Annotated in this window: 19 protein-coding genes; 14 read left to right on the forward strand and 5 right to left on the reverse strand. The window is 61.2% G+C overall.

The annotated features are described in order from the left end of the window. Positions 1–360: 360 nt before the first annotated feature. From ACKUG4_RS06395 to pdeM, 9 genes are all read left to right on the forward strand, one after another. Complete coding sequence (locus tag ACKUG4_RS06395; protein WP_039771341.1) at positions 361–1,395, forward strand: ligase-associated DNA damage response exonuclease; 1,035 nt, start codon at positions 361–363, stop codon at positions 1,393–1,395. Continuing rightward, entirely contained in the window at positions 1,392–3,080 is a 1,689-nt protein-coding gene (locus ACKUG4_RS06400) for an ATP-dependent DNA ligase (protein ID WP_445433676.1), read from the forward strand. The genes ACKUG4_RS06395 and ACKUG4_RS06400 overlap by 4 nt, the downstream gene beginning before the upstream one ends. 260 nt (positions 3,081–3,340) lie before the next feature. Continuing rightward, entirely contained in the window at positions 3,341–4,123 is a 783-nt protein-coding gene (locus ACKUG4_RS06405) for a transporter substrate-binding domain-containing protein (protein ID WP_011332769.1), read from the forward strand. Between the two features lie 56 nt (positions 4,124–4,179). After that, on the forward strand, positions 4,180–4,908 hold the full coding sequence (locus ACKUG4_RS06410; RefSeq protein WP_007955000.1) for an ABC transporter permease: 729 nt from the start codon (positions 4,180–4,182) through the stop codon (positions 4,906–4,908). Next, positions 4,905–5,615 carry an ABC transporter permease gene (locus tag ACKUG4_RS06415; protein ID WP_445433677.1) on the forward strand — a complete coding sequence of 237 codons (711 nt, stop codon included), beginning with the start codon at positions 4,905–4,907 and terminating at the stop codon, positions 5,613–5,615. The genes ACKUG4_RS06410 and ACKUG4_RS06415 overlap by 4 nt, the downstream gene beginning before the upstream one ends. Positions 5,616–5,627: 12 nt before the next feature. Then, positions 5,628–6,746: a succinylglutamate desuccinylase/aspartoacylase family protein gene (locus ACKUG4_RS06420; protein WP_236190218.1), complete on the forward strand. Its 1,119-nt coding sequence runs from the start codon at positions 5,628–5,630 to the stop codon at positions 6,744–6,746. A 13-nt stretch (positions 6,747–6,759) separates the two neighbouring features. Further along, positions 6,760–7,524, forward strand: a complete 765-nt coding sequence (locus ACKUG4_RS06425; RefSeq protein WP_007954993.1) for an ABC transporter ATP-binding protein — start codon at positions 6,760–6,762, stop codon at positions 7,522–7,524. 59 nt (positions 7,525–7,583) lie between these two features. Next, positions 7,584–10,070 (forward strand): ligase-associated DNA damage response DEXH box helicase, encoded by a 2,487-nt coding sequence (locus ACKUG4_RS06430; RefSeq protein WP_445433678.1) that lies wholly within the window; start codon positions 7,584–7,586, stop codon positions 10,068–10,070. After that, entirely contained in the window at positions 10,070–10,726 is a 657-nt protein-coding gene (pdeM, locus tag ACKUG4_RS06435; protein ID WP_445433679.1) for a ligase-associated DNA damage response endonuclease PdeM, read from the forward strand. Before ACKUG4_RS06430 ends, pdeM begins: the two co-directional genes overlap by 1 nt. A gap of 39 nt (positions 10,727–10,765) precedes the next feature. On the opposite strand, the gene ACKUG4_RS06440 is transcribed toward pdeM, so the two are convergent. Then, positions 10,766–10,975: a hypothetical protein gene (locus tag ACKUG4_RS06440; RefSeq protein WP_085697404.1), complete on the reverse strand. Its 210-nt coding sequence runs from the start codon at positions 10,973–10,975 to the stop codon at positions 10,766–10,768. A 106-nt stretch (positions 10,976–11,081) separates the two neighbouring features. After that, positions 11,082–11,648 carry a dCTP deaminase gene (gene dcd, locus ACKUG4_RS06445; RefSeq protein WP_007954988.1) on the reverse strand — a complete coding sequence of 189 codons (567 nt, stop codon included), beginning with the start codon at positions 11,646–11,648 and terminating at the stop codon, positions 11,082–11,084. A gap of 353 nt (positions 11,649–12,001) precedes the next feature. Here dcd and ACKUG4_RS06450 point away from each other — a divergent pair, with 353 nt between their 5' ends. Further along, the gene (locus ACKUG4_RS06450; RefSeq protein WP_002554837.1) at positions 12,002–12,211 is read left to right on the forward strand and encodes a cold-shock protein; all 210 of its coding nucleotides are present in this window, start codon (positions 12,002–12,004) and stop codon (positions 12,209–12,211) included. Positions 12,212–12,328: 117 nt separating this feature from the next. On the opposite strand, the gene ACKUG4_RS06455 is transcribed toward ACKUG4_RS06450, so the two are convergent. Continuing rightward, positions 12,329–13,336: a DUF481 domain-containing protein gene (locus tag ACKUG4_RS06455; RefSeq protein WP_074691375.1), complete on the reverse strand. Its 1,008-nt coding sequence runs from the start codon at positions 13,334–13,336 to the stop codon at positions 12,329–12,331. Positions 13,337–13,512: 176 nt separating this feature from the next. Here ACKUG4_RS06455 and ACKUG4_RS06460 point away from each other — a divergent pair, with 176 nt between their 5' ends. The 4 genes from ACKUG4_RS06460 (at position 13,513) to ACKUG4_RS06475 (ending at position 18,259) form a co-directional block, all read left to right on the forward strand. Next, a complete protein-coding gene (locus tag ACKUG4_RS06460; RefSeq protein WP_011332761.1) occupies positions 13,513–13,854 on the forward strand; it encodes an MGMT family protein in 342 nt (113 codons plus the stop codon). A 43-nt stretch (positions 13,855–13,897) separates the two neighbouring features. Beyond that, positions 13,898–15,457: an AmpG family muropeptide MFS transporter gene (locus ACKUG4_RS06465; protein WP_011332760.1), complete on the forward strand. Its 1,560-nt coding sequence runs from the start codon at positions 13,898–13,900 to the stop codon at positions 15,455–15,457. A 115-nt stretch (positions 15,458–15,572) separates the two neighbouring features. Then, on the forward strand, positions 15,573–17,288 hold the full coding sequence (locus ACKUG4_RS06470) for a proline--tRNA ligase (RefSeq protein WP_064593895.1): 1,716 nt from the start codon (positions 15,573–15,575) through the stop codon (positions 17,286–17,288). A gap of 17 nt (positions 17,289–17,305) precedes the next feature. Next, positions 17,306–18,259: a hypothetical protein gene (locus tag ACKUG4_RS06475; protein ID WP_039771323.1), complete on the forward strand. Its 954-nt coding sequence runs from the start codon at positions 17,306–17,308 to the stop codon at positions 18,257–18,259. 48 nt (positions 18,260–18,307) lie between these two features. On the opposite strand, the gene dinB is transcribed toward ACKUG4_RS06475, so the two are convergent. Continuing rightward, entirely contained in the window at positions 18,308–19,369 is a 1,062-nt protein-coding gene (gene dinB, locus ACKUG4_RS06480; RefSeq protein WP_445433680.1) for a DNA polymerase IV, read from the reverse strand. Next, the coding region (locus ACKUG4_RS06485) for a hypothetical protein (protein ID WP_445433681.1) at positions 19,366–19,666 on the reverse strand (301 nt) is incomplete at its 5' end. The genes ACKUG4_RS06485 and dinB, both read right to left, overlap by 4 nt.

The following is a 19,666-nucleotide window of genomic DNA, read 5'->3' on the forward strand; positions in this document are numbered from 1 at the left end:
CCTGACCATGATTGATACCTGTAAACCATGTCCCCGGTCTCAAACGTAAAGGATGTACCCGGTCTTTACCCACCCTAACCCTCTCCCTTAGGGAGAGGGGACTGATCGGGGAATATTCAAGAGGTTCGCCGACCTGAACTTGCTGCACCGAATCCAGATTCGTATTGCTGCTTGAAAGATCCATAATCGACGCGATCTCACAGGTCGATGTCCCTCGCCAAACACCCCCGTAGGCTCCCTCTCCCTCCGGGCGGTCCGACGCTTCGGGAGGGCTGGGGTGAGGGTGCTTTTGAAAATCAATAGAACTTCTGACTTCGCGCCAACCTCATAGCTAACAAGTCCCTCCATTCCGGTAATGCCATGGACCTTGTTATCGCCCGCCCCGAAGGCCTCTACTGCCCTGCCGGGGACTTCTACATTGACCCGTGGCGGCCCGTCGAGCGTTCGGTGATCACCCATGCCCACGGCGACCACGCCCGTGGCGGCAATCAGCATTACCTGGCCGCCAGCGCCGGCGAAGGGATTCTGCGTGCGCGTCTGGGCGCGGACATCAACTTGCAAACCCTCGACTACGGCCAGCGCCTGACCCACCACGGCGTCACCCTAAGCTTTCATCCCGCCGGTCATGTGCTCGGCTCGGCCCAGGTGCGGCTGGAATACGGCGGCGAAGTCTGGGTCGCGTCAGGCGATTACAAGATCGAACCCGACGGCACCTGCGCGCCGTTCGAACCGGTGCGCTGCCACACCTTCATTACCGAATCGACCTTCGGCCTGCCGATCTACCGCTGGCAGCCGCAGGCGCAGGTGTTCGCCGAAATCAATCAGTGGTGGCAAGCCAACATCGAGGCCGGCAAGGCCAGCGTGCTGTTCTGCTATTCGTTCGGCAAGGCCCAGCGGATTCTCCACGGCATCGACGAAACCCTCGGGCCGATCCTCAGCCACGGCGCGGTCGAGCCACTGAACCGCGTGTACCGCGAAGCCGGCGTCTACCTGCCGCCAACGATCTACGCCGGCGAGGTGAAGAAGAACGACCCGATGATGCGCCAGGCGCTGGTCATCGCCCCGCCCTCTGCCGGCGGCAGCAGCTGGATGCGCCGGTTCGGCGATTACAGCGACAGCTTCGCCAGCGGCTGGATGCGCCTGCGCGGCACCCGTCGGCGGCGCGGCGTGGATCGCGGTTTCGTGCTTTCGGATCACGCCGACTGGCCCGGCCTGTTGTGGGCCATCGAACAGACCGGCGCCGAGCGGGTGATGGTCACCCACGGCTCGATTGGCGTACTGGTGCGCCATCTGCGCGAAAAAGGGCTCGACGCACAAGGTTTCAACACCGAATACGGTGACGATGAAGAAGAGCTTTCCAGCGCCACGCCTGCGATGGCCGAGGTGCAACCATGAAAGACTTCGCCGGGTTGTACGCCGAACTCGACGCCACCACCTCGAGCAACGCCAAACTGGCGGCGATGCAAACCTACTTCGCCCAGGCGCAACCGCAAGATGCCGCCTGGGCCGTGTACTTTTTGTCCGGCGGGCGGCCACGGCAACTGGTTCCGGTGAGAGTACTGCGCGAACTCGCTGTTGAAACGTCGGGGCTTGAGCCATGGCTGTTCGAGGAGAGCTATCAAGCGGTCGGCGATCTGGCGGAAACCATTTCGCTGGTGCTGCCGGAACACCCGCACACGTCGCAGGCCGGGCTCGCCGAATGGATCGAAGACAAACTGCTGCCCCTGCGCGGTGAAACCCCGGAATACCTCGCCCACCAATTGCCCGCTCTGTGGGCGCAACTGGATCGGCCGAGCCTGATGCTGTGCATCAAACTGATCACCGGCAGCTTCCGGGTCGGCGTGTCCAAATTGCTGGTGACCCGCGCTCTGGCCGCCATGGCCGGGCTCGACAGCAAACGCGTGGCGCAACGGCTGGTGGGTTACACCGACCTGTCCAACCGGCCGAACGCCGCCGCTTACCTGAAACTGATCGCCCCCGAATCCAGCGACGAGCACGCCCAGCGCGGCGGCCAGCCCTACCCGTTCTTCCTTGCCCATGCGCTGGCGCAACCGGTTGAAACGTTCGAGGCCCTGCTCGGGCCGCCGAGCAACTGGCAGGTGGAATGGAAGTGGGACGGCATTCGCGCACAGGTGGTCAAGCGTGAAGGGAAACTGTGGGTCTGGTCGCGCGGCGAGGAATTGGTCACCGAGCGTTTTCCCGAATTCGACACGCTGCTGCACGGTTTACCCGACGGCACGGTGATCGACGGCGAGATCGTGGTCTGGAAGAACAACCGCCCGGTCACCGAAGACGCGTTCGATCCGCAGTCGACAGAAGCCCCGGCGGTGCAACCCTTCGCACTGTTGCAACAACGGATCGGCCGCAAGTCGCTGGACCGCAAAATCCTCGAAGACGCGCCGGTGGTGATACTCGCCTACGACCTGCTCGAATGGCAGGGCGAAGACTGGCGCAACCAGCCCCAGGCCAGGCGTCGCGAGCAACTGGAGCAGGTCATCGCCCGCTGCAACAACCCGGTGCTGCTGCCTTCGCCGATTCTGACGGGTGATGACTGGTTCGACCTCGCCCGCCAGCGCGAAGCCTCCAGACGACTGGGGGTAGAAGGCATGATGCTCAAGGCCAGGGATGCGATGTATGGCGTCGGTCGCACCAAGGACATGGGCGTGTGGTGGAAATGGAAGGTCGACCCGTTCAGCGTCGACGCGGTGCTGATCTACGCCCAGCGCGGGCATGGTCGCCGCGCGAGCCTCTACAGCGATTACACCTTTGCGGTGTGGGACGGCCCGCCCGGTTCCAGTGCCCGGGCGTTGGTGCCCTTCGCCAAGGCCTATTCCGGGCTGACCGATGCGGAAATGCGCGAAGTCGACAGCATCGTGCGCAAGACCACAGTGGAAAAATTCGGCCCGGTCAGCAGTGTGAAGCCGAGCCTGGTGTTCGAACTGGGCTTCGAAGGCATCGCCCTCTCCCGTCGACACAAGAGCGGCATCGCCGTGCGCTTCCCGCGCATGCTGCGCTGGCGCCAGGACAAAACCGTCGAAGAAGCCGACAGCCTGGCAACCTTGCAGAACCTGTTGGCCTGACCCCTTCCCCTAATACTCAGCAATGATCGTTCCCACGCTCCGCGTGGGAACGATCATCCCTGCACCGAACCAACCTGGTGCAGCTTTTCCGGCGCGCCCGTTTTCGTGCACCGGCTGCCCCCGGCATGCACTTGCTACACCTTTTAAAACACTTGTTCGGGACTCTGGTTCGGAAATTGCTACTTTCTATAAGTCGTAAGCGCTCCAGTAACAATCATTCCGCGCCACAAGCGCTCATATTGGTTCTTAGGGATTGAATAATGAAAAAAGCATTGCTGACCCTTTCTGCACTGGCGTTGTGCATGGCCGCCGGCTCCGCGCTGGCCAAGGAATACAAAGAACTGCGGTTTGGCGTTGACCCTTCCTACGCACCGTTCGAGTCGAAAGCGGCAGACGGCAGCCTGGTTGGCTTCGACATCGATCTGGGCAACGCGATCTGCGCCGAGCTGAAGGTCAAGTGCAAATGGGTCGAAAGTGACTTCGACGGCATGATTCCGGGCCTCAAGGCCAATAAATTCGACGGCGTGATCTCGTCGATGACCGTTACCGAAGCCCGTGAAAAAGTCATCGACTTCTCCAGCGAGCTGTTCTCCGGCCCGACGGCCTACGTGTCGAAAAAAGGTTCGGGCATCACCGACGACGTCGCTTCCCTGAAAGGCAAAACCGTCGGCTACGAACAAGGCACCATCCAGGAAGCCTATGCCAAAGCCGTGCTGGACAAGGCGGGCGTGAAAACCCAGGCCTATCAGAACCAGGACCAGGTGTATTCCGACCTGACCTCCGGCCGTCTCGATGCGGGCATTCAGGACATGTTGCAGGCCGAACTGGGCTTTCTGAAGTCGCCGCAGGGCGCCGATTATGAAGTCAGCAAGCCGGTCGACAACCACTTGCTGCCAGCCAAGACCGCTGTCGGTATTAAGAAAGGTAACACCGAGCTGAAAGCGCTTTTGGATAAAGGTATCAAAGCGTTACACGATGATGGCAAATACGCAGAGATTCAAAAGAAACACTTTGGCGATCTGAATCTGTACAGCGGCAAATAATGCCCCGGCGCCCATCCTCGATGGGCGCCTTTTTCATTCAGTCAGGTTGCTGATTTATGTTCGAAAACCTCTTACAAAATCTGGGGCTCTCCGCCTTCAGCCTCAAGGGTTTTGGCCCTTTGCTGTTGGAAGGCACCTGGATGACCATCAAATTGTCGGCGTTGTCGCTGCTGGTGGCCGTGTTGCTCGGCCTGCTCGGTGCGAGTGCCAAGCTGTCAAAAGTCAAACTGCTGCGCCTGCCCGCCCAGCTCTACACCACGCTGATTCGCGGGGTGCCGGACCTGGTGCTGATGCTGCTGATCTTCTACAGCCTGCAAACCTGGCTGACGACGCTCACCGATTACCTGGAATGGGAATACATCGAGATCGACCCGTTCAGCGCCGGGGTCCTGACCTTGGGCTTCATTTATGGCGCGTACTTCACTGAAACCTTCCGTGGGGCGATTCTCGCCGTGCCGCGCGGGCAGGTCGAAGCCGCCACCGCGTATGGTCTCAAGCGCGGCCAGCGCTTTCGCTTCGTGGTGTTCCCGCAAATGATGCGCTTCGCCCTGCCGGGCATCGGCAACAACTGGATGGTGATGCTCAAGGCCACCGCGCTGGTTTCGATCATCGGCCTGGCCGATCTGGTCAAGGCCGCGCAGGACGCCGGCAAGAGCACCTATCAACTGTTTTACTTCCTGGTCCTCGCCGCGTTGATCTACCTGCTGATCACCAGTGCCTCGAACATCATCCTGCGCTGGCTCGAACGCCGCTACGCCGCCGGTGCCCGGGAGGCCGTACGATGATCGAACTCCTGCAGGAATACTGGAAAGCCTTCCTTTATACCGACGGCCAGAACATCACCGGGCTGGCGATGACGATGTGGCTGCTCAGCGCGTCGATCTTCTTCGGTTTCCTCGTGTCGATTCCGCTGTCGATCGCCCGGGTCTCGCCGCATTTCTACATTCGTTGGCCGGTGCAGTTCTACACCTACCTGTTCCGTGGCACGCCGCTCTATATCCAGCTGCTGATCTGCTACACCGGGATCTACAGCCTGGCCGCCGTGCGCGCGCAACCGCTGCTCGACAGTTTCTTTCGCGATGCGATGAACTGCACGATCCTGGCCTTCGCCCTCAACACCTGCGCCTACACCACGGAGATTTTCGCCGGGGCGATCCGCAGCATGAACCACGGCGAAGTCGAAGCGGCCAAGGCCTACGGCCTGACCGGCTGGAAGTTGTATGCCTACGTGATCATGCCGTCGGCGCTGCGCCGTTCGTTGCCGTACTACAGCAACGAAGTGATCCTGATGCTGCATTCGACCACCGTGGCCTTCACCGCGACCATCCCCGACATCCTGAAAGTCGCGCGGGACGCCAACTCGGCGACCTTCCTGACCTTCCAGGCGTTCGGCATCGCCGCGCTGATCTACCTGACCATCACCTTTGCGCTGGTCGGCCTGTTCCGTCTTGCCGAACGCCGATGGCTTGCGTTCCTCGGCCCGACCCACTAGGACCCTTTAGAGATGCGTCATCAGATACACGACCTGCTGGCCCCGCTGCCGGGGACCGCTCGACAGATCCACAGCTTTCATTTCGGCCCGGACAAGGCCCAGGGCAAGATCTACATCCAGTCATCGCTGCACGCCGACGAACTGCCCGGCATGCTCGTGGCCTGGCATCTCAAGCAGCGTCTGGCGGAGCTGGAAGCCGCCGGCCGCCTGCGCAGCGAAATCGTGCTGGTGCCGGTAGCCAACCCGGTCGGCCTCGAACAGGTGCTGATGGACGTGCCGCTGGGCCGCTACGAACTGGAGAGCGGACAGAATTTCAACCGCTGGTTCGTCGACCTCAGCGAGGAAATCGGCAACGAGATCGAAACACAGCTGTGCGACGACCCGCAGCGCAACCTCGAGCTGATCCGCGCCAGCCTGCGCAACGCCCTCGCCCGCCACACCGCCACGACTCAGCTGCAATCCCAGCGCCTGACCCTGCAACGGCTGGCCTGCGATGCGGACATGGTGCTCGACCTGCATTGCGATTTCGAATCTGTGGTTCACCTCTATACCACGCCCGAGGCCTGGTCGCAGGTCGAGCCGCTGGCGCGATATATCGAATCCCAGGCGAGCCTGCTGGCCACCGACTCCGGCGGCCAGTCATTCGATGAGTGCTTCACCCTGCTGTGGTGGCAATTGAAGGAGCGCTTCGGCGACCACTTCGAGATTCCACTGGGCAGTTTCTCGGTCACCGTCGAGTTGCGCGGTCAGGGGGATGTCACCCATCCGCTGGCCAGTCGCGATTGCCAGGCGCTGATCGATTACCTGATCCACTTCGGCGCCATCGTCGGCGACCCAAAAGCCTTGCCCGCCCTGCCACACCCCGCCACACCGCTGGCCGGCGTGGAACCGGTGGCCACTCCTGTCGGCGGCCTGCTGGTCTATACCGCCACGCCCGGCCAGTTTCTGGAAGCCGGGCAGAAAATCGCCGAAATCATCGACCCGATCAACGACCGGGTTACGCCAGTCCATTGCACCGCTTCCGGCCTGCTCTATGCCCGCTCGCTGCGGCGCATGGCCACCGCCGGGATGGTGATCGCCCACGTCGCGGGCGCCGAAGCCTATCGCAGCGGCTATCTACTTTCGCCTTGAGGATGCCTGCCCCATGTACAAATTGACCGTTGAAGGCCTGCACAAAAGCTATGGCGACCATCAGGTGCTCAAAGGCGTCTCGCTCAAGGCCAAGACCGGCGACGTGATCAGCCTGATCGGCGCCAGCGGCTCGGGCAAAAGCACCTTTTTGCGCTGCATCAACTTTCTCGAACAACCCAACGACGGCGCGATGAGCCTCGACGGCCAGGCGATCCGCATGGTCACCGACCGCCACGGCATGCACGTCGCCGACGCCGATGAACTGCAACGCCTGCGCACCCGCCTGGCCATGGTGTTCCAGCATTTCAATCTGTGGAGCCACATGACCGTGCTGGAAAACATCACCATGGCCCCGCGCCGGGTGCTGGGCTGCAGCAAACAGGAAGCCGACGACCGCGCGCGGCGTTATCTGGAAAAGGTCGGTTTGCCGGCGCGGGTGGCGGATCAGTACCCGGCGTTCCTCTCCGGCGGCCAGCAGCAACGGGTGGCGATTGCCCGGGCTTTGGCGATGGAGCCGGAAGTCATGCTGTTCGACGAACCGACCTCGGCGCTCGATCCGGAGCTGGTCGGCGAAGTGCTCAAGGTGATTCAGGGCCTGGCCGAAGAAGGCCGGACCATGATCATGGTCACCCACGAAATGAGCTTTGCCCGCAAGGTCTCGAGCCAGGTGCTGTTCCTGCATCAAGGGCTGGTGGAGGAAGAAGGCGCGCCGGAAGAAGTGCTGGGCAATCCGAAGAGCGAACGCCTGAAGCAATTTCTCAGCGGCAATCTCAAGTAAAACTATTGCCCGGTCGGCGCGGTCATTGAAGGAACATCTTCAGAGCACACGTCGCCGGCATGGGCACTTCCACCGACTTCGCCAAACACTGGTTCAGCGCCCGCGACTGGAAGCCGTTCGCCTTTCAGAAACAGGTGTGGGCCGCAGTCAAACGTGGCGAATCAGGCCTGCTGCATGCCAGCACCGGCGCAGGTAAAACCTACGCGGTTTGGTTTGCCGCGCTCAATCGCTTTGCCCGCTCCGGGCCTGTTGCTGAAACCACCCGTAAACGCAAACCACCCGCCGAACCGCTGACTGTCTTGTGGATCACCCCGATGCGGGCGCTGGCCGCCGACACCGCGCGCGCCCTGCAAGCGCCGCTGGACGATCTGCAGATCCCCTGGAGCGTCGGCCTGCGCACCGGCGACACCGGCAGCAGCGAGCGCGCCCGGCAGAACCGACGCCTGCCCACCACGTTGATCACCACCCCGGAAAGCCTGACCCTGATGCTCGCCCGGGCGGACGCACAAACGGCGCTGTCGACGCTGCGCATGGTCGTGGTGGACGAGTGGCACGAATTGCTCGGCAACAAGCGCGGCGTGCAATTGCAACTGGCCCTCGCCCGACTGCGCCGCTGGCACCCGGGGCTGATCGTCTGGGGCGTTTCCGCAACGCTCGGCAATCAGTCCCACGCCGAACAAGTGCTGATCCCACAGGGCGGTGGCGTGAGTATTCAGGGGCAAAGCGAAAAGTCACTCAAGGTCGACACCTTGCTCCCACCGGCGATCGAACGTTTTCCCTGGGCCGGGCACATCGGTCTGAAGATGTTGCCGCAGGTGGTCGCCGAACTGGACGTTTGCGCCAGCAGCCTGGTGTTCACCAACACCCGGGCGCAATCGGAAATCTGGTATCAGGCCTTGCTGGAAGCGCGGCCAGATTGGGCCGGGTTGATCGCGCTACATCACAGCTCGCTGTCCCGCGACACTCGCGACTGGGTCGAGCAAGCGCTGAAGAATGGCCAACTCAAAGCCGTGGTCTGCACTTCCAGTCTGGACCTGGGGGTGGATTTCCTGCCCGTGGAGCGGGTGCTGCAGATTGGCTCGGCCAAAGGCGTGGCGCGGCTGATGCAGCGTGCCGGACGTTCGGGGCATGCGCCCGGCAGAACGTCGCGGGTCACCCTGGTGCCGACCCACAGCCTGGAGCTGATCGAAGCTGCGGCCGCTGGCGATGCCGTGGCACAGCGGCGGATCGAACCGCGACTGTCACCGCACAAACCGCTGGATGTGCTGGTGCAACATCTGGTCAGCATGGCCCTGGGCGGTGGCTTTGTTCCCGATGAGCTGTACGAAGAAGTCCGTGGTGCCTGGGCCTATCGTGACCTGACGCTCGCGGACTGGGCCTGGGCGCTGGCGTTCGTACGCCACGGCGGGATGTCGCTGACGGCGTATCCGGATTACCGCCGGGTCGAGCCGGATGAACACGGGATCTGGCGCGTCCCCGACGCCCGCCTGGCGCGCCGCCATCGCATGAGCATCGGCACCATCGTCAGCGATGCCAGCATTCATCTGAAGTTCTGGAGCAAGGGCGGAGGCGGCAAACAGCTGGGCAGCGTTGAAGAAGGCTTTATCGCTCGCCTCAAACCTGGCGATGGGTTTCTGTTCGCCGGTCGCTTGCTGGAGCTGGTGCGGGTGGAAAACATGACCGCCTACGTCAAACGCAGCACCGCGAAAAAAGCCGCGGTGCCGCGCTGGAATGGCGGGCGCATGCCGCTCTCCAATGAATTGGCCGAAGCGGTGGTCAGCCGTTTCAGCGCTGCGGCGCACGGTGAGTTTGCCGGACCGGAAATGCAGGCCTTGCGACCGCTGCTGGAAACCCAGATGCGCTGGTCAGGCCTGCCGACAGTCAACAATCTGCTGGCCGAAGTGCTGAAATCCCGCGAAGGCTGGCACCTTTTCCTCTACCCGTTTGCCGGACGTCAGGTGCATCTGGGGCTGGCCAGCCTGCTGGCGTGGCGGGTCAGTCAGCGCCTGCCTGTAACCTTCTCGATTGCGGTCAACGATTACGGACTGGAATTGCTCAGCGCCACGCCCGTTGACTGGTCTGTGCAACTGGATGGCGCCCTGCTCGGTCCCGAGGGTTTGTTGAGGGATGTGCTGGCCAGCCTCAACGCGGGCGAACTGGCGCTGCGCAGATTTCGGGAAATTGCGCGGATTGCCGGACTGGTGTTCGCCGGTTACCCCGGCGCGCCGAAAAGTACCCGTCAGGTCCAGGCTTCCAGCGGGCTGTTCTTCGAAGTGTTCAAACAATACGACGCCGACAACCTGCTGCTGGCGCAGGCCGGGGAAGAAGTCCTGCGGGAAGAACTGGATATTCGTCGGCTGGAGCAGACACTGGAGCGAATCAACCGGATGAAACTCGATATGCACTTGATCAAACGTCCGACACCGCTCGGCTTTCCATTGCTGGTGGAACGCATGCGCGAAAGCATGAGCTCGGAAAAACTCGCTGACCGCATCCGGCGTATGGTCGGCGATCTGGAGAACACCGCCGACAAGGGCCAATCCTGATGAACGCGCCTTATCCCGTACGTCTGGCGGGCGAAGACCTCTGGTTGCTGCCGGAAAAGGCGCTGTACTGGCCGGCGCAACAGACGCTGCTGATTGCCGATGTGCATTTCGGCAAAGCGGCCGCTTATCGTCGCCTGGGGCAGCCGGTGCCGCAGGGCACTACGACCAGCAACATTGCCGTGATCGAGCAGCTGCTGGCGAAACTGCCATGTCGGCAATTGATCTTTCTTGGGGACTTTCTGCACGGGCCCGGCTCCCACGCCACGGGCACCTTGAACGAATTGGCTCGGTGGCGCGAACGGCATAAGGATCTGCCCATCACGCTGATTCGCGGCAATCATGACAAGCGGGCGGGCGATCCGCCGCAGTCGCTGAATATCAGGGTGGTGCCGGAGCCCATGCTGCTGGGCCCCTTCTCGCTGCAGCACGAGCCGGATCCGCACCCTGAACGGCACGTCCTCGCCGGGCACGTACACCCGGTTTATCGATTGATCGGCAAGGGGCGCCAGCGTTTGCGGCTGGCGTGTTTCAGACTGGGGGAACGCATCAGCCTGTTGCCGGCCTTCGGCGCCTTCACCGGCGGTTATGCGGTAGAGAAGGAAGACAGCTGTCGGATCTTCGTCATTGGCGACAACGAAATATGGCCCGTCGGCTGACGTCCTGTTCAGGATTCAGCCGACGGGCCATACGTTCAATCAGGCGACGGGCGCGGGTGGCGGTTTGTCCGGCAACGTAGGCTCGCCGGGCTCGGTCGGTTCTTCGTTGGGGGTATCGGGATCGGGCTGGTGAGGGATTCCGCCAGCCATTGCGATGGGCGGGTGTGCCAACAAGGACCAGGCCAATACGCCAACCTGATTGGGCTCGAGCCTTGCCAGTTCGGCAGTGATTTGCGGATCGATCTTCATGGAGCACTCCTCGGCGAAGGCCCGTCCCGCTGTTCGCGAAACGGGCAGTACACCTCATAGAGTGTCTACCCGCCGAAGAATTCCCGGTAACTGCCGGATGGACGGATCAGGTACGCGGCAGGGTCACGCCACGCTGGCCCTGATACTTGCCGGCACGGTCCTTGTAGGAGACTTCACATTCCTCATCGGATTCCAGGAACAGCATCTGCGCCACACCTTCGTTGGCGTAGATCTTCGCCGGCAGGTTGGTGGTGTTGGAGAATTCCAGGGTGACCTGGCCTTCCCACTCCGGCTCGAGCGGGGTGACGTTGACGATGATGCCGCAGCGGGCGTAGGTGCTCTTGCCCAGGCAGATGGTCAGGACATTGCGTGGAATACGGAAGTATTCAACGGTCGTGGCCAGGGCGAAGGAGTTTGGCGGGATGATGCAGACGTCGCTGTGGACGTCGACGAAGCTGCCGGCGTCGAAATTCTTCGGATCGACGATGGCCGAATTGATGTTGGTGAACACCTTGAAATGATTGGTGCAGCGCACATCGTAGCCGTAGCTCGACACACCGTAGGAGATCACACGGCTGTCGTCGCTGCCGCGTACCTGGCGCTCGACGAACGGCTCGATCATGCCGTGTTCCTGCGCCATGCGGCGAATCCACTTGTCCGATTTGATGCTCATGGCGGGTGTCCTGAATAGCGAGGTGGAAAAAATCTGTCCGGCATCTTACCGGGCGCGCCGCCGGGTTCAAAGTGCGGGGTGCAATTCTCGCCGAACGTGCGGGATTTACGCGGCTTCGCGACGAACCGTCACACCGTCGATCCCTAAAACAGAGAAACCTTCGCAAGAAGCATTGGCACGTTCCGGAAAAAGGGTTAAGGTGGCGCCACTGTGCTGCTTGTGTCACTGAGAATCTCTACACGATATGTTGAATTTCGATCCAACCATCTACAAGAATTTTTCCTGCTCTTTGCACTCAGTCTCGGCCAGGGTTCTTCCTGAGTCGCAGTTATCTTTGTTCAAGGAGTTACACCATGTCTAATCGCCAAACCGGTACCGTTAAGTGGTTCAACGATGAAAAAGGCTTCGGCTTCATCACTCCACAATCCGGTGACGACCTGTTCGTTCACTTCAAAGCTATCCAATCCGACGGCTTCAAAAGCCTGAAAGAAGGCCAACAGGTTTCTTTCATCGCTACCCGCGGTCAGAAAGGCATGCAAGCTGAAGAAGTACAAGTTATCTAACTTGTAGCTTCTTTAGAAAAAGGCCCCGCCCTCAAAAGCGGGGCTTTTTTGTGGGCGTCTGTTTTTCCGGGCGCAAAAAAGATCGCAGCCCGTGAAGGCTGCGATCTTTTGCGTTGCTTACCAGGCCACGCCGAAACCGGCGGTGTAGCGGGTCTTGCTCAGGTCCGCATCCTCGGTGCCGCTGATGATATCGCGTTCGGCCTTGAGGTTGAGCGAGGCCCACTCGGTGACTTTGTAGCGCAGGCCCATTTCCGCATCCAGCGCGTAATCGGCGACGCCGGACAGTGGCTTGCCGACTTCGCCATTGGTGAAGAACTCGACCTTCTTGCCGATCAGGTAGCGGTTGTAGTCCCACTTCATGGCGACCGAATAGAAGTTGTCCTTGCTGCCATCGCGGTACTCGTAATCGGTTCGGTTGAGCAGCGAACCCAGGGAGAACGCTCCCAGCTCGTCATCCCAGAACTGGTAACCCGGGCCGGTACCCACCACACGCTGGCGCGCCAGCTCTTCGATGTGATCGCGCTTGTAATTCAACCGCCCCTGCCAGAACCATTGATCAGTGAGGAAGCGGTCGAGCGAGTACTCGGCGCGCCAGTTGTCGGTGGTGGTCACGTCGTCCTGCACTTCGCGGTTGTATTCGCCCTCGGCGATATGGCGCCAGCGGCCGTGACGAGCAGTGGTCTTGAAGCCGACATCGTAGTCGTCGGTATCTTTCTCGGCACGCTGGTAGTCGAGCGCCAGATCGACGTTGCCCTTCCACACCAGATCCTCGACCACCGGCTTGGGCTTGAGAATCTGCTGAATGCTCGCCAGCTCCACGGTTTTCGGCGCCTCGCCGTTGGCCAATGTGACCTTGCCCTCTTCGGCAGCACTCAGGGACTTGGCCTTCTCGCCGTTGTAGGCGTCCTGCTTGACCAGCAGTTCCTGATCGCTCTCCAGGGTCTTGACCTGCTTCCAGTCGATGGTGACGGCACCCGCGTACTGGGTCTGGACCAGCAACTTGCCACCGTCGAACAGCGTGATTTTGCCGCTCAGCTTGTCACCGTTCTTCAACCAGACGGTGTCGGCAAGCAAAGGTGTGGACGCACTGAAGACAGCAAGGCACAGCAGGGTTCTGGACAACATAAGCGAATCGAAGACTCAAGTTTGCGAAAAAGGGTCGGCATTATCCGTAGGAATAATTCCCTGACAAGGAGTGACCCGGCTAATTCTGTTGAGTTCATTTCTCAATTGCCCATCCACCGATTACGCTTAAGCACATAACGCGATCAAGTTCAGGAACCGCGCACGTGACAGACCCGATGCATGCCTGCGAAAACGATCCGCAAATCCGACGCACGGCACTCTATTCCACCCTCGCCCAAGTGCCTGAGGGCAAAGTCGTCAGCTATGGTCAGTTGGCCGAACTGGCGGGGTTGGGGCGCGCCGCCCGCTGGGTCGGCCGGACCCTGAGCCAATTGCCCGGCGACACCAAACTGCCCTGGCACCGCGTGCTCGGCGCCGGCGGTCGGATCAGCCTGCCGGCGGGCAGCCCGTCCGGGGACGAACAGCGGGCGCGATTGCGCATGGAAGGCATCACCGTCCTGAACAATCGTGTGGATATTCGGCGCCATGGCTGGCGTCCGGTAGAGCACAGCGGTTAGAGTGCGCGCTTTGTTTTCGCAATCTTGAGGCAGACTTCAGCCCATGCCCCGTAAAACCTGGCGCGCCGCGCTCGCCGCCTATGCCAGTCCTTCGACGCTCGTGCTGTTGTTGCTGGGTTTCGCCGCCGGCCTGCCGTACATGCTGGTGTTCTCGACACTTTCGGTCTGGCTGCGTGAAGCCGGTGTAGCCCGCGAGACGATCGGCTACGCCAGCCTGATCGGTCTTGCCTACGCCTTCAAATGGGTCTGGTCGCCCCTGCTCGACCAATGGCGCCTGCCGTTGCTGGGCAAGCTGGGTCGCCGCCGTTCGTGGCTGGTGCTCTCACAGACGCTGGTAATCCTCGGCCTGATCGGCATGGGTTTTTGCGACCCGCAGAAACACCTGTCCTGGCTGATCGCCATCGCCGTGGTCGTGGCGTTCGCTTCCGCCACCCAGGATATCGCGGTCGACGCCTATCGCCTGGAAATCGCCGAAGACAGCCGTCAGGCCGCGCTGGCCGCCAGCTATATGTCCGGCTATCGGATCGCCGCCCTGCTCGCGACCGCGGGTGCGCTGTTCTTCGCCGAGGGCTTCGGCTCTACAGGCTTCAAGTACCAGCATTCGGCCTGGACCGGCACCTACGTGCTGTTCGGTGCCCTGATGGTGCCTGCCCTGCTCACCACTCTGCTGATGCGCGAGCCGCCGGTGCCGTTGCGCACCCAGTTGCAGGCGGGGCGTTACACCTTCATGCATCAGTTGATGTCGGTGTTCGTGCTGATCATTTTGCTGGTCTCCGTGCCGGCCATGTTCACCCAGCTCTACAACACCGATTTCGCCAGCGTGCTGTTTGGCGACATGAGCCCGCTGGACCTGCTGCTGGAAGACCGGGCGTTCCTGCGCGCAATTCTCTACACCACGCTGACCTGCCTGTGCCTCTCGGCCATGGGCCGTCGCGGCCTGGCGCCAGTGCTGACGCCGGTCAACGACTTCATCCTGCGCTACCGCTGGCAGGCGTTGCTGCTGCTCGGCCTGATCGCCACCTATCGGATGTCCGACACGGTGATGGGCGTGATGGCCAACGTGTTCTATATCGACCAGGGTTTCACCAAGGACCAGATCGCCAGCGTCAGCAAGATCTTCGGTCTGATCATGACCCTCGTCGGCGCCGGCATGGGCGGTCTGCTGATCGTGCGCTTCGGCATCCTGCCGATCCTGTTCATCGGCGGTGCCGCGTCGGCGGGCACCAATCTGCTGTTCCTGATGCTGGCCGACATGGGCCCGAACCTGCAGATGCTGGTGGTGACGATCTCTCTCGACAACTTCAGCTCCGGCCTGGCCACCTCAGCGTTCGTCGCCTACCTGTCGAGCTTGACCAACTTGAAGTTCTCCGCCACCCAGTACGCCCTGCTCAGCTCGATCATGCTCTTGCTGCCACGCCTGATCGGCGGCTACTCCGGGGTGATGGTGGAGAAGTTCGGTTATCACAACTTCTTCCTGATCACCGCGCTGCTCGGCGTTCCGACCCTGGTGCTGATCGCCCTGCACTGGTTCCAGGAAAGCCGCCGCGAAGGCCCGACGCCGACCCCGGAACCTGCACCGACCTCCGTCGTGGAAGAATCGTAAGACATCTCGCACCCGGCGAGAGGGTTTGCGCCGGGGCTGCACTTCTGTACGTCGGCGGATCTCGCCGTTACACTGCTCCGTCATTTCCAGTCATAGCAACCGACAACGGCCAACCATGCGCACCAGTCAATTTTTGCTCGCCACACAGAAAGAAACGCCTTCCGACGCGGTCGTGATCAGCCATCAGCTGATGCTGCGCGCCGGCATGATCCGCAAACTCGCCTCGGGCCTGTACACCTGGCTGCCGATGGGCTTGCGAGTGATGCGCAAGGTGGAAGCCATCGTTCGTGAAGAAATGGACGCCGCCGGCTCTCTGGAAGTGTTGATGCCGAGCACCCAACCGGCCGAGTTGTGGCAGGAATCGGGGCGCTGGGAAGAATACGGCCCTGAGCTGCTGCGCATCAAAGACCGCCACGGTCGTGATTTCTGCGCGGGCCCGACCCACGAAGAAGTGATCACCGATCTGATGCGCAACGAGTTGAGCAGCTACAAACAGCTGCCTATCAACCTGTACCAGATCCAGACCAAATTCCGTGACGAAATCCGTCCACGCTTCGGCCTGATGCGCGGTCGCGAATTCATCATGAAGGACTCCTACTCGTTCCATGCGGATCAGGCGTCGCTGCAGATCACTTATGACCGCATGCACGAAGCGTACTGCAACATCTTCACCCGCCTGGGCCTGAAATTCCGTCCGGTGGAAGCCGACAACGGTTCGATCGGTGGCGCCGGTTCCCACGAGTTCCACGTGCTGGCCGAGTCCGGCGAAGACGATATCGTCTTCAGCAACGGTTCCGACTACGCAGCGAACATCGAGAAAGCCGAAGCCGTGCCGCGTGAAACCTCGCGCGCCGCGCCAAGCGAAGAGCTGCGTCTGGTCGATACGCCAGACACCAAGACCATCGCGGCCCTGGTGGAGAAATTCGGTCTGCCGATCGAAAAGACCATCAAGACCCTGATCGTGCACGCCGAAGAAGAAGGCAAGCTGATCGCCCTGATCATTCGCGGCGACCACGAGCTGAACGAAATCAAGGCTGCCAACCAGCCAGGCGTTGCCAGCCCGCTGGTCATGGCCTCCGATGCCGAACTGCGTGACGCCATCGGCGCCGGCGCCGGCTCCCTCGGCCCGCTGAACCTGCCGCTGCCGATCATCATCGACCGTTCGGTGGAGCTGATGAGCGACTTCGCCATCGGTGCCAACATCGACGACAAGCACTACTTCGGCGTGAACTGGGAGCGTGATCTGCCGGTTCCGACCGTGGCCGACCTGCGCAACGTCGTGGCCGGCGACCCGAGCCCGGACGGCAAGGGCACCCTGGAAATCAAGCGCGGCATCGAAGTCGGGCACATCTTCCAGCTGGGCAACAAGTACAGCAAGGCGATGAAGTGCGAAGTGCTGGGCGAGAACGGCAAGCCGGTGACCCTGGAAATGGGTTGCTACGGTATCGGCGTGTCCCGCGTGGTGGCTGCCGCCATCGAGCAGAACAACGACGAAAACGGCATCATCTGGAGCGACGCCCTGGCACCGTTCCAGATCGCTCTGGTGCCACTGCGCTATGAAACCGAGCTGGTGCGTGAAGCCACCGACAAGCTGTACGCGGAACTGACCGCGGCCGGCTTCGAAGTGCTGCTGGACGACCGCGACAAAAAAACCAGCCCGGGCATCAAGTTCGCGGACATGGAGCTGATCGGCATTCCGCACCGGATCGTGGTCAGCGACCGCGGCCTCGCCGAAGGCAACCTGGAATACAAGAGCCGTACCGAAGGCCAGGCGCAAGCGCTGCCGGTTGCCGACGTGCTGTCCTTCCTTCAGGCCCGTATCCGCCGCTGAAACCAGATAGAGACGTCATGTTCAAGCGAAACACCTTAGGCCTCGGTGGTGCCGCCCTGTGCGGCACCCTGCTGGTCAGCGGCTGTGCCAATCACATGTCACAACGCAGCGAGCACGAGGAACGTGTCGAGCGCAAACTGCTCGATCACAGCCTGCAGATCGATGTCGGCGAGCCCAAGGTGCTTGAGCTGCCGCAACGGCGCGTGAAGATCAACGAACAGAAGACTTTCGAAGTCACCGAGTTCGAGGTCACCCGCCATTACGACCGTTACACGCCTTACCAGCCATGGCGGGAGATCTACGAGATACCGCTGGGCGCGGTGGCGGTGGTCGGCGGCGTCGGCGCGAATGTGGTCAACGTGTTTGCCCTCGGCAATCTGCCCGACAGCGTGACACGTGACTGGCTCAGCTACGGTTTCGCCGGGCTCAACCCGTTCATGAACGTGCAATCCAATGGTCGCGCGCAACAGAACCTGGCCGGCATCGACGAAGTCCAGCGCGACAAGCGCACGGAATATTCGAGCCTGCCATGGAGCGAGCGCCCGGTTCAGGTCAAGGCCGGCAAGCAGACCTTCGACATGACCACCGATCGCAACGGCGTGTTGCGTCTAAACCTGCTGGACAGCCCGTTCGCCGAAAACGACCTCAATCATGTAGGCAAACTGCAGATCAGCGTCGAAGACGGCAAGGATGACGTGCATTCCGATTCATCTCTGGCGATCAGCAGTCATCTGCGTGGCAAGCTGCTGGAAGCTCACGGGCTGATCTACGACGATCTGGAAGACGACGAAGTGAGCCAATGGGTGCACCGGGTCAAGCGTCTGTCGGAACTGGGTCTGGAAGAAGAAGCCAGTGAACTGGAACAAAGCCTGATTGAACTGACCCGCAACGATCCTGAGTTGCAGGCCGAATTCCTCAAGTCCCTGACCCGGGATGCGGGGCGTCTGGTGGCGGATCCGGGGCCGAACTGAACCCCCTGAAAAAATGCCCGAACCTGCTTCGGGCATTTTTTTGTCCGCTTATCGCTCAAACAACTCCATCTGCTCAAAACCGCCGCGCAAATCCTCCAGCCGCACGCCTACTCCCAATAGCCGCACCGGTTTGCCACCTCGGTTGAACGCCTGGGTCAGCATCAACTGGTAACTGCCCAGATCCCGCCCTGCCCCGGCCTGCTCCAGTGTGGTCTGGGTGAAATCGTGAAACTTCACTTTGACGAACGGCTTGCCCGGCCGGTAGCTGCTGTCGATCCGCGCCATACGGGTTTTCAGGGTTTCCAACAGTTCCGGAAGCTTGTCGAGGCAACTGTGCAGATCCGGCAGATCGACGTCGTAGGTGTTTTCCACACTGATTGACTGACGACGACTGTCGTTGTGCACCAGCCGCTCATCGATCCCACGCGCCAGACTCCACAAACGCTCGCCGAAACTGCCGAATTCCCGCACCAGCGCCAGCTTGTCCCACTCGCGCAATTGCAGACAGTCACTGATACCGAGCTTGCCCAGCTTGTCGGCCGTGACCTTGCCCACCCCGTGCAGCTTGCTCACCGGCAGGCCACTGACGAAGTCTTCGACCTGGTCCGGGGTGATCACGAACAAGCCGTTGGGCTTTTTCCAGTCGCTGGCGATCTTGGCCAGAAACTTGTTCGGCGCCACGCCGGCGGAGACGGTGATGTGCAATTGATTGGAAACCCGGCGGCGAATGTCCTGGGCGATCCGCGTGGCGCTGCCGCCGAAGTGCGCGCTGTCCGAGACGTCGAGATAGGCTTCGTCCAGGGAAAGCGGCTCGATAAGGTCGGTGTAATCGCTGAAGATCGTATGAATTTCCTTCGACGCCTCGCGATAGGCATCCATGCGTGGCTTGACGATGGTCAGGTCCGGGCACAGCTTCAAGGCATGTCCGGACGACATCGCCGAGCGAACCCCATAAGCCCGCGCCTCATAGTTGCAGGTGGCGATCACTCCGCGCCGGTCCGCCGAACCACCGACCGCCAACGGCTTGCCGGCGAGGCTCGGGTCATCCCGCATCTCGATGGCGGCGTAGAAACAGTCACAGTCGACGTGGATGATTTTTCGCTGAGTCATGACAGAAAAGGAAACATGGCGAGCCGGACCGGCAGTATCTCACTGACACCTGTATATAGCACCAGTGGTATGAATGTTCTTTTCAGTTTGTAGGAAACCGCCTTTGAATTTATTTTCTCAATCGAAAAGCAACCTCCAATAGAGCTGAAACCCTTGCGCTGCCTGACCTGCAGCCGAGCAAAAGACCGTCCGTCAGCGCTAACCAATTGAAGCTGAACAGGTTTTATCCGAATTGAAGGTTGACACTCCGGCGTTCCTCTGTAGAATGCCGCCACACAGACGCGGGATGGAGCAGAC

The sequence above is a fragment of the Candidatus Pseudomonas auctus genome (genome assembly GCF_048654275.1).
GTDB lineage: Bacteria > Pseudomonadota > Gammaproteobacteria > Pseudomonadales > Pseudomonadaceae > Aquipseudomonas > Aquipseudomonas pharyngis.

Excerpts from the sequence above, each read along its gene's own strand:
- ACKUG4_RS06395 (WP_039771341.1), top strand. The coding sequence starts at position 361 with ATGGACCTTGTTATCGCCCGCCCCGAAGGCCTCTACTGCCCTGCCGGG.
- ACKUG4_RS06400 (WP_445433676.1), top strand. The coding sequence starts at position 1,392 with ATGAAAGACTTCGCCGGGTTGTACGCCGAACTCGACGCCACCACCTCG.
- ACKUG4_RS06405 (WP_011332769.1), top strand. The coding sequence starts at position 3,341 with ATGAAAAAAGCATTGCTGACCCTTTCTGCACTGGCGTTGTGCATGGCC.
- ACKUG4_RS06410 (WP_007955000.1), top strand. The coding sequence starts at position 4,180 with ATGTTCGAAAACCTCTTACAAAATCTGGGGCTCTCCGCCTTCAGCCTC.
- ACKUG4_RS06415 (WP_445433677.1), top strand. The coding sequence starts at position 4,905 with ATGATCGAACTCCTGCAGGAATACTGGAAAGCCTTCCTTTATACCGAC.
- ACKUG4_RS06420 (WP_236190218.1), top strand. The coding sequence starts at position 5,628 with ATGCGTCATCAGATACACGACCTGCTGGCCCCGCTGCCGGGGACCGCT.
- ACKUG4_RS06425 (WP_007954993.1), top strand. The coding sequence starts at position 6,760 with ATGTACAAATTGACCGTTGAAGGCCTGCACAAAAGCTATGGCGACCAT.
- ACKUG4_RS06430 (WP_445433678.1), top strand. The coding sequence starts at position 7,584 with ATGGGCACTTCCACCGACTTCGCCAAACACTGGTTCAGCGCCCGCGAC.
- pdeM (WP_445433679.1), top strand. The coding sequence starts at position 10,070 with ATGAACGCGCCTTATCCCGTACGTCTGGCGGGCGAAGACCTCTGGTTG.
- ACKUG4_RS06440 (WP_085697404.1), bottom strand. The coding sequence starts at position 10,975 with ATGAAGATCGATCCGCAAATCACTGCCGAACTGGCAAGGCTCGAGCCC.
- dcd (WP_007954988.1), bottom strand. The coding sequence starts at position 11,648 with ATGAGCATCAAATCGGACAAGTGGATTCGCCGCATGGCGCAGGAACAC.
- ACKUG4_RS06450 (WP_002554837.1), top strand. The coding sequence starts at position 12,002 with ATGTCTAATCGCCAAACCGGTACCGTTAAGTGGTTCAACGATGAAAAA.
- ACKUG4_RS06455 (WP_074691375.1), bottom strand. The coding sequence starts at position 13,336 with ATGTTGTCCAGAACCCTGCTGTGCCTTGCTGTCTTCAGTGCGTCCACA.
- ACKUG4_RS06460 (WP_011332761.1), top strand. The coding sequence starts at position 13,513 with ATGCATGCCTGCGAAAACGATCCGCAAATCCGACGCACGGCACTCTAT.
- ACKUG4_RS06465 (WP_011332760.1), top strand. The coding sequence starts at position 13,898 with ATGCCCCGTAAAACCTGGCGCGCCGCGCTCGCCGCCTATGCCAGTCCT.
- ACKUG4_RS06470 (WP_064593895.1), top strand. The coding sequence starts at position 15,573 with ATGCGCACCAGTCAATTTTTGCTCGCCACACAGAAAGAAACGCCTTCC.
- ACKUG4_RS06475 (WP_039771323.1), top strand. The coding sequence starts at position 17,306 with ATGTTCAAGCGAAACACCTTAGGCCTCGGTGGTGCCGCCCTGTGCGGC.
- dinB (WP_445433680.1), bottom strand. The coding sequence starts at position 19,369 with ATGACTCAGCGAAAAATCATCCACGTCGACTGTGACTGTTTCTACGCC.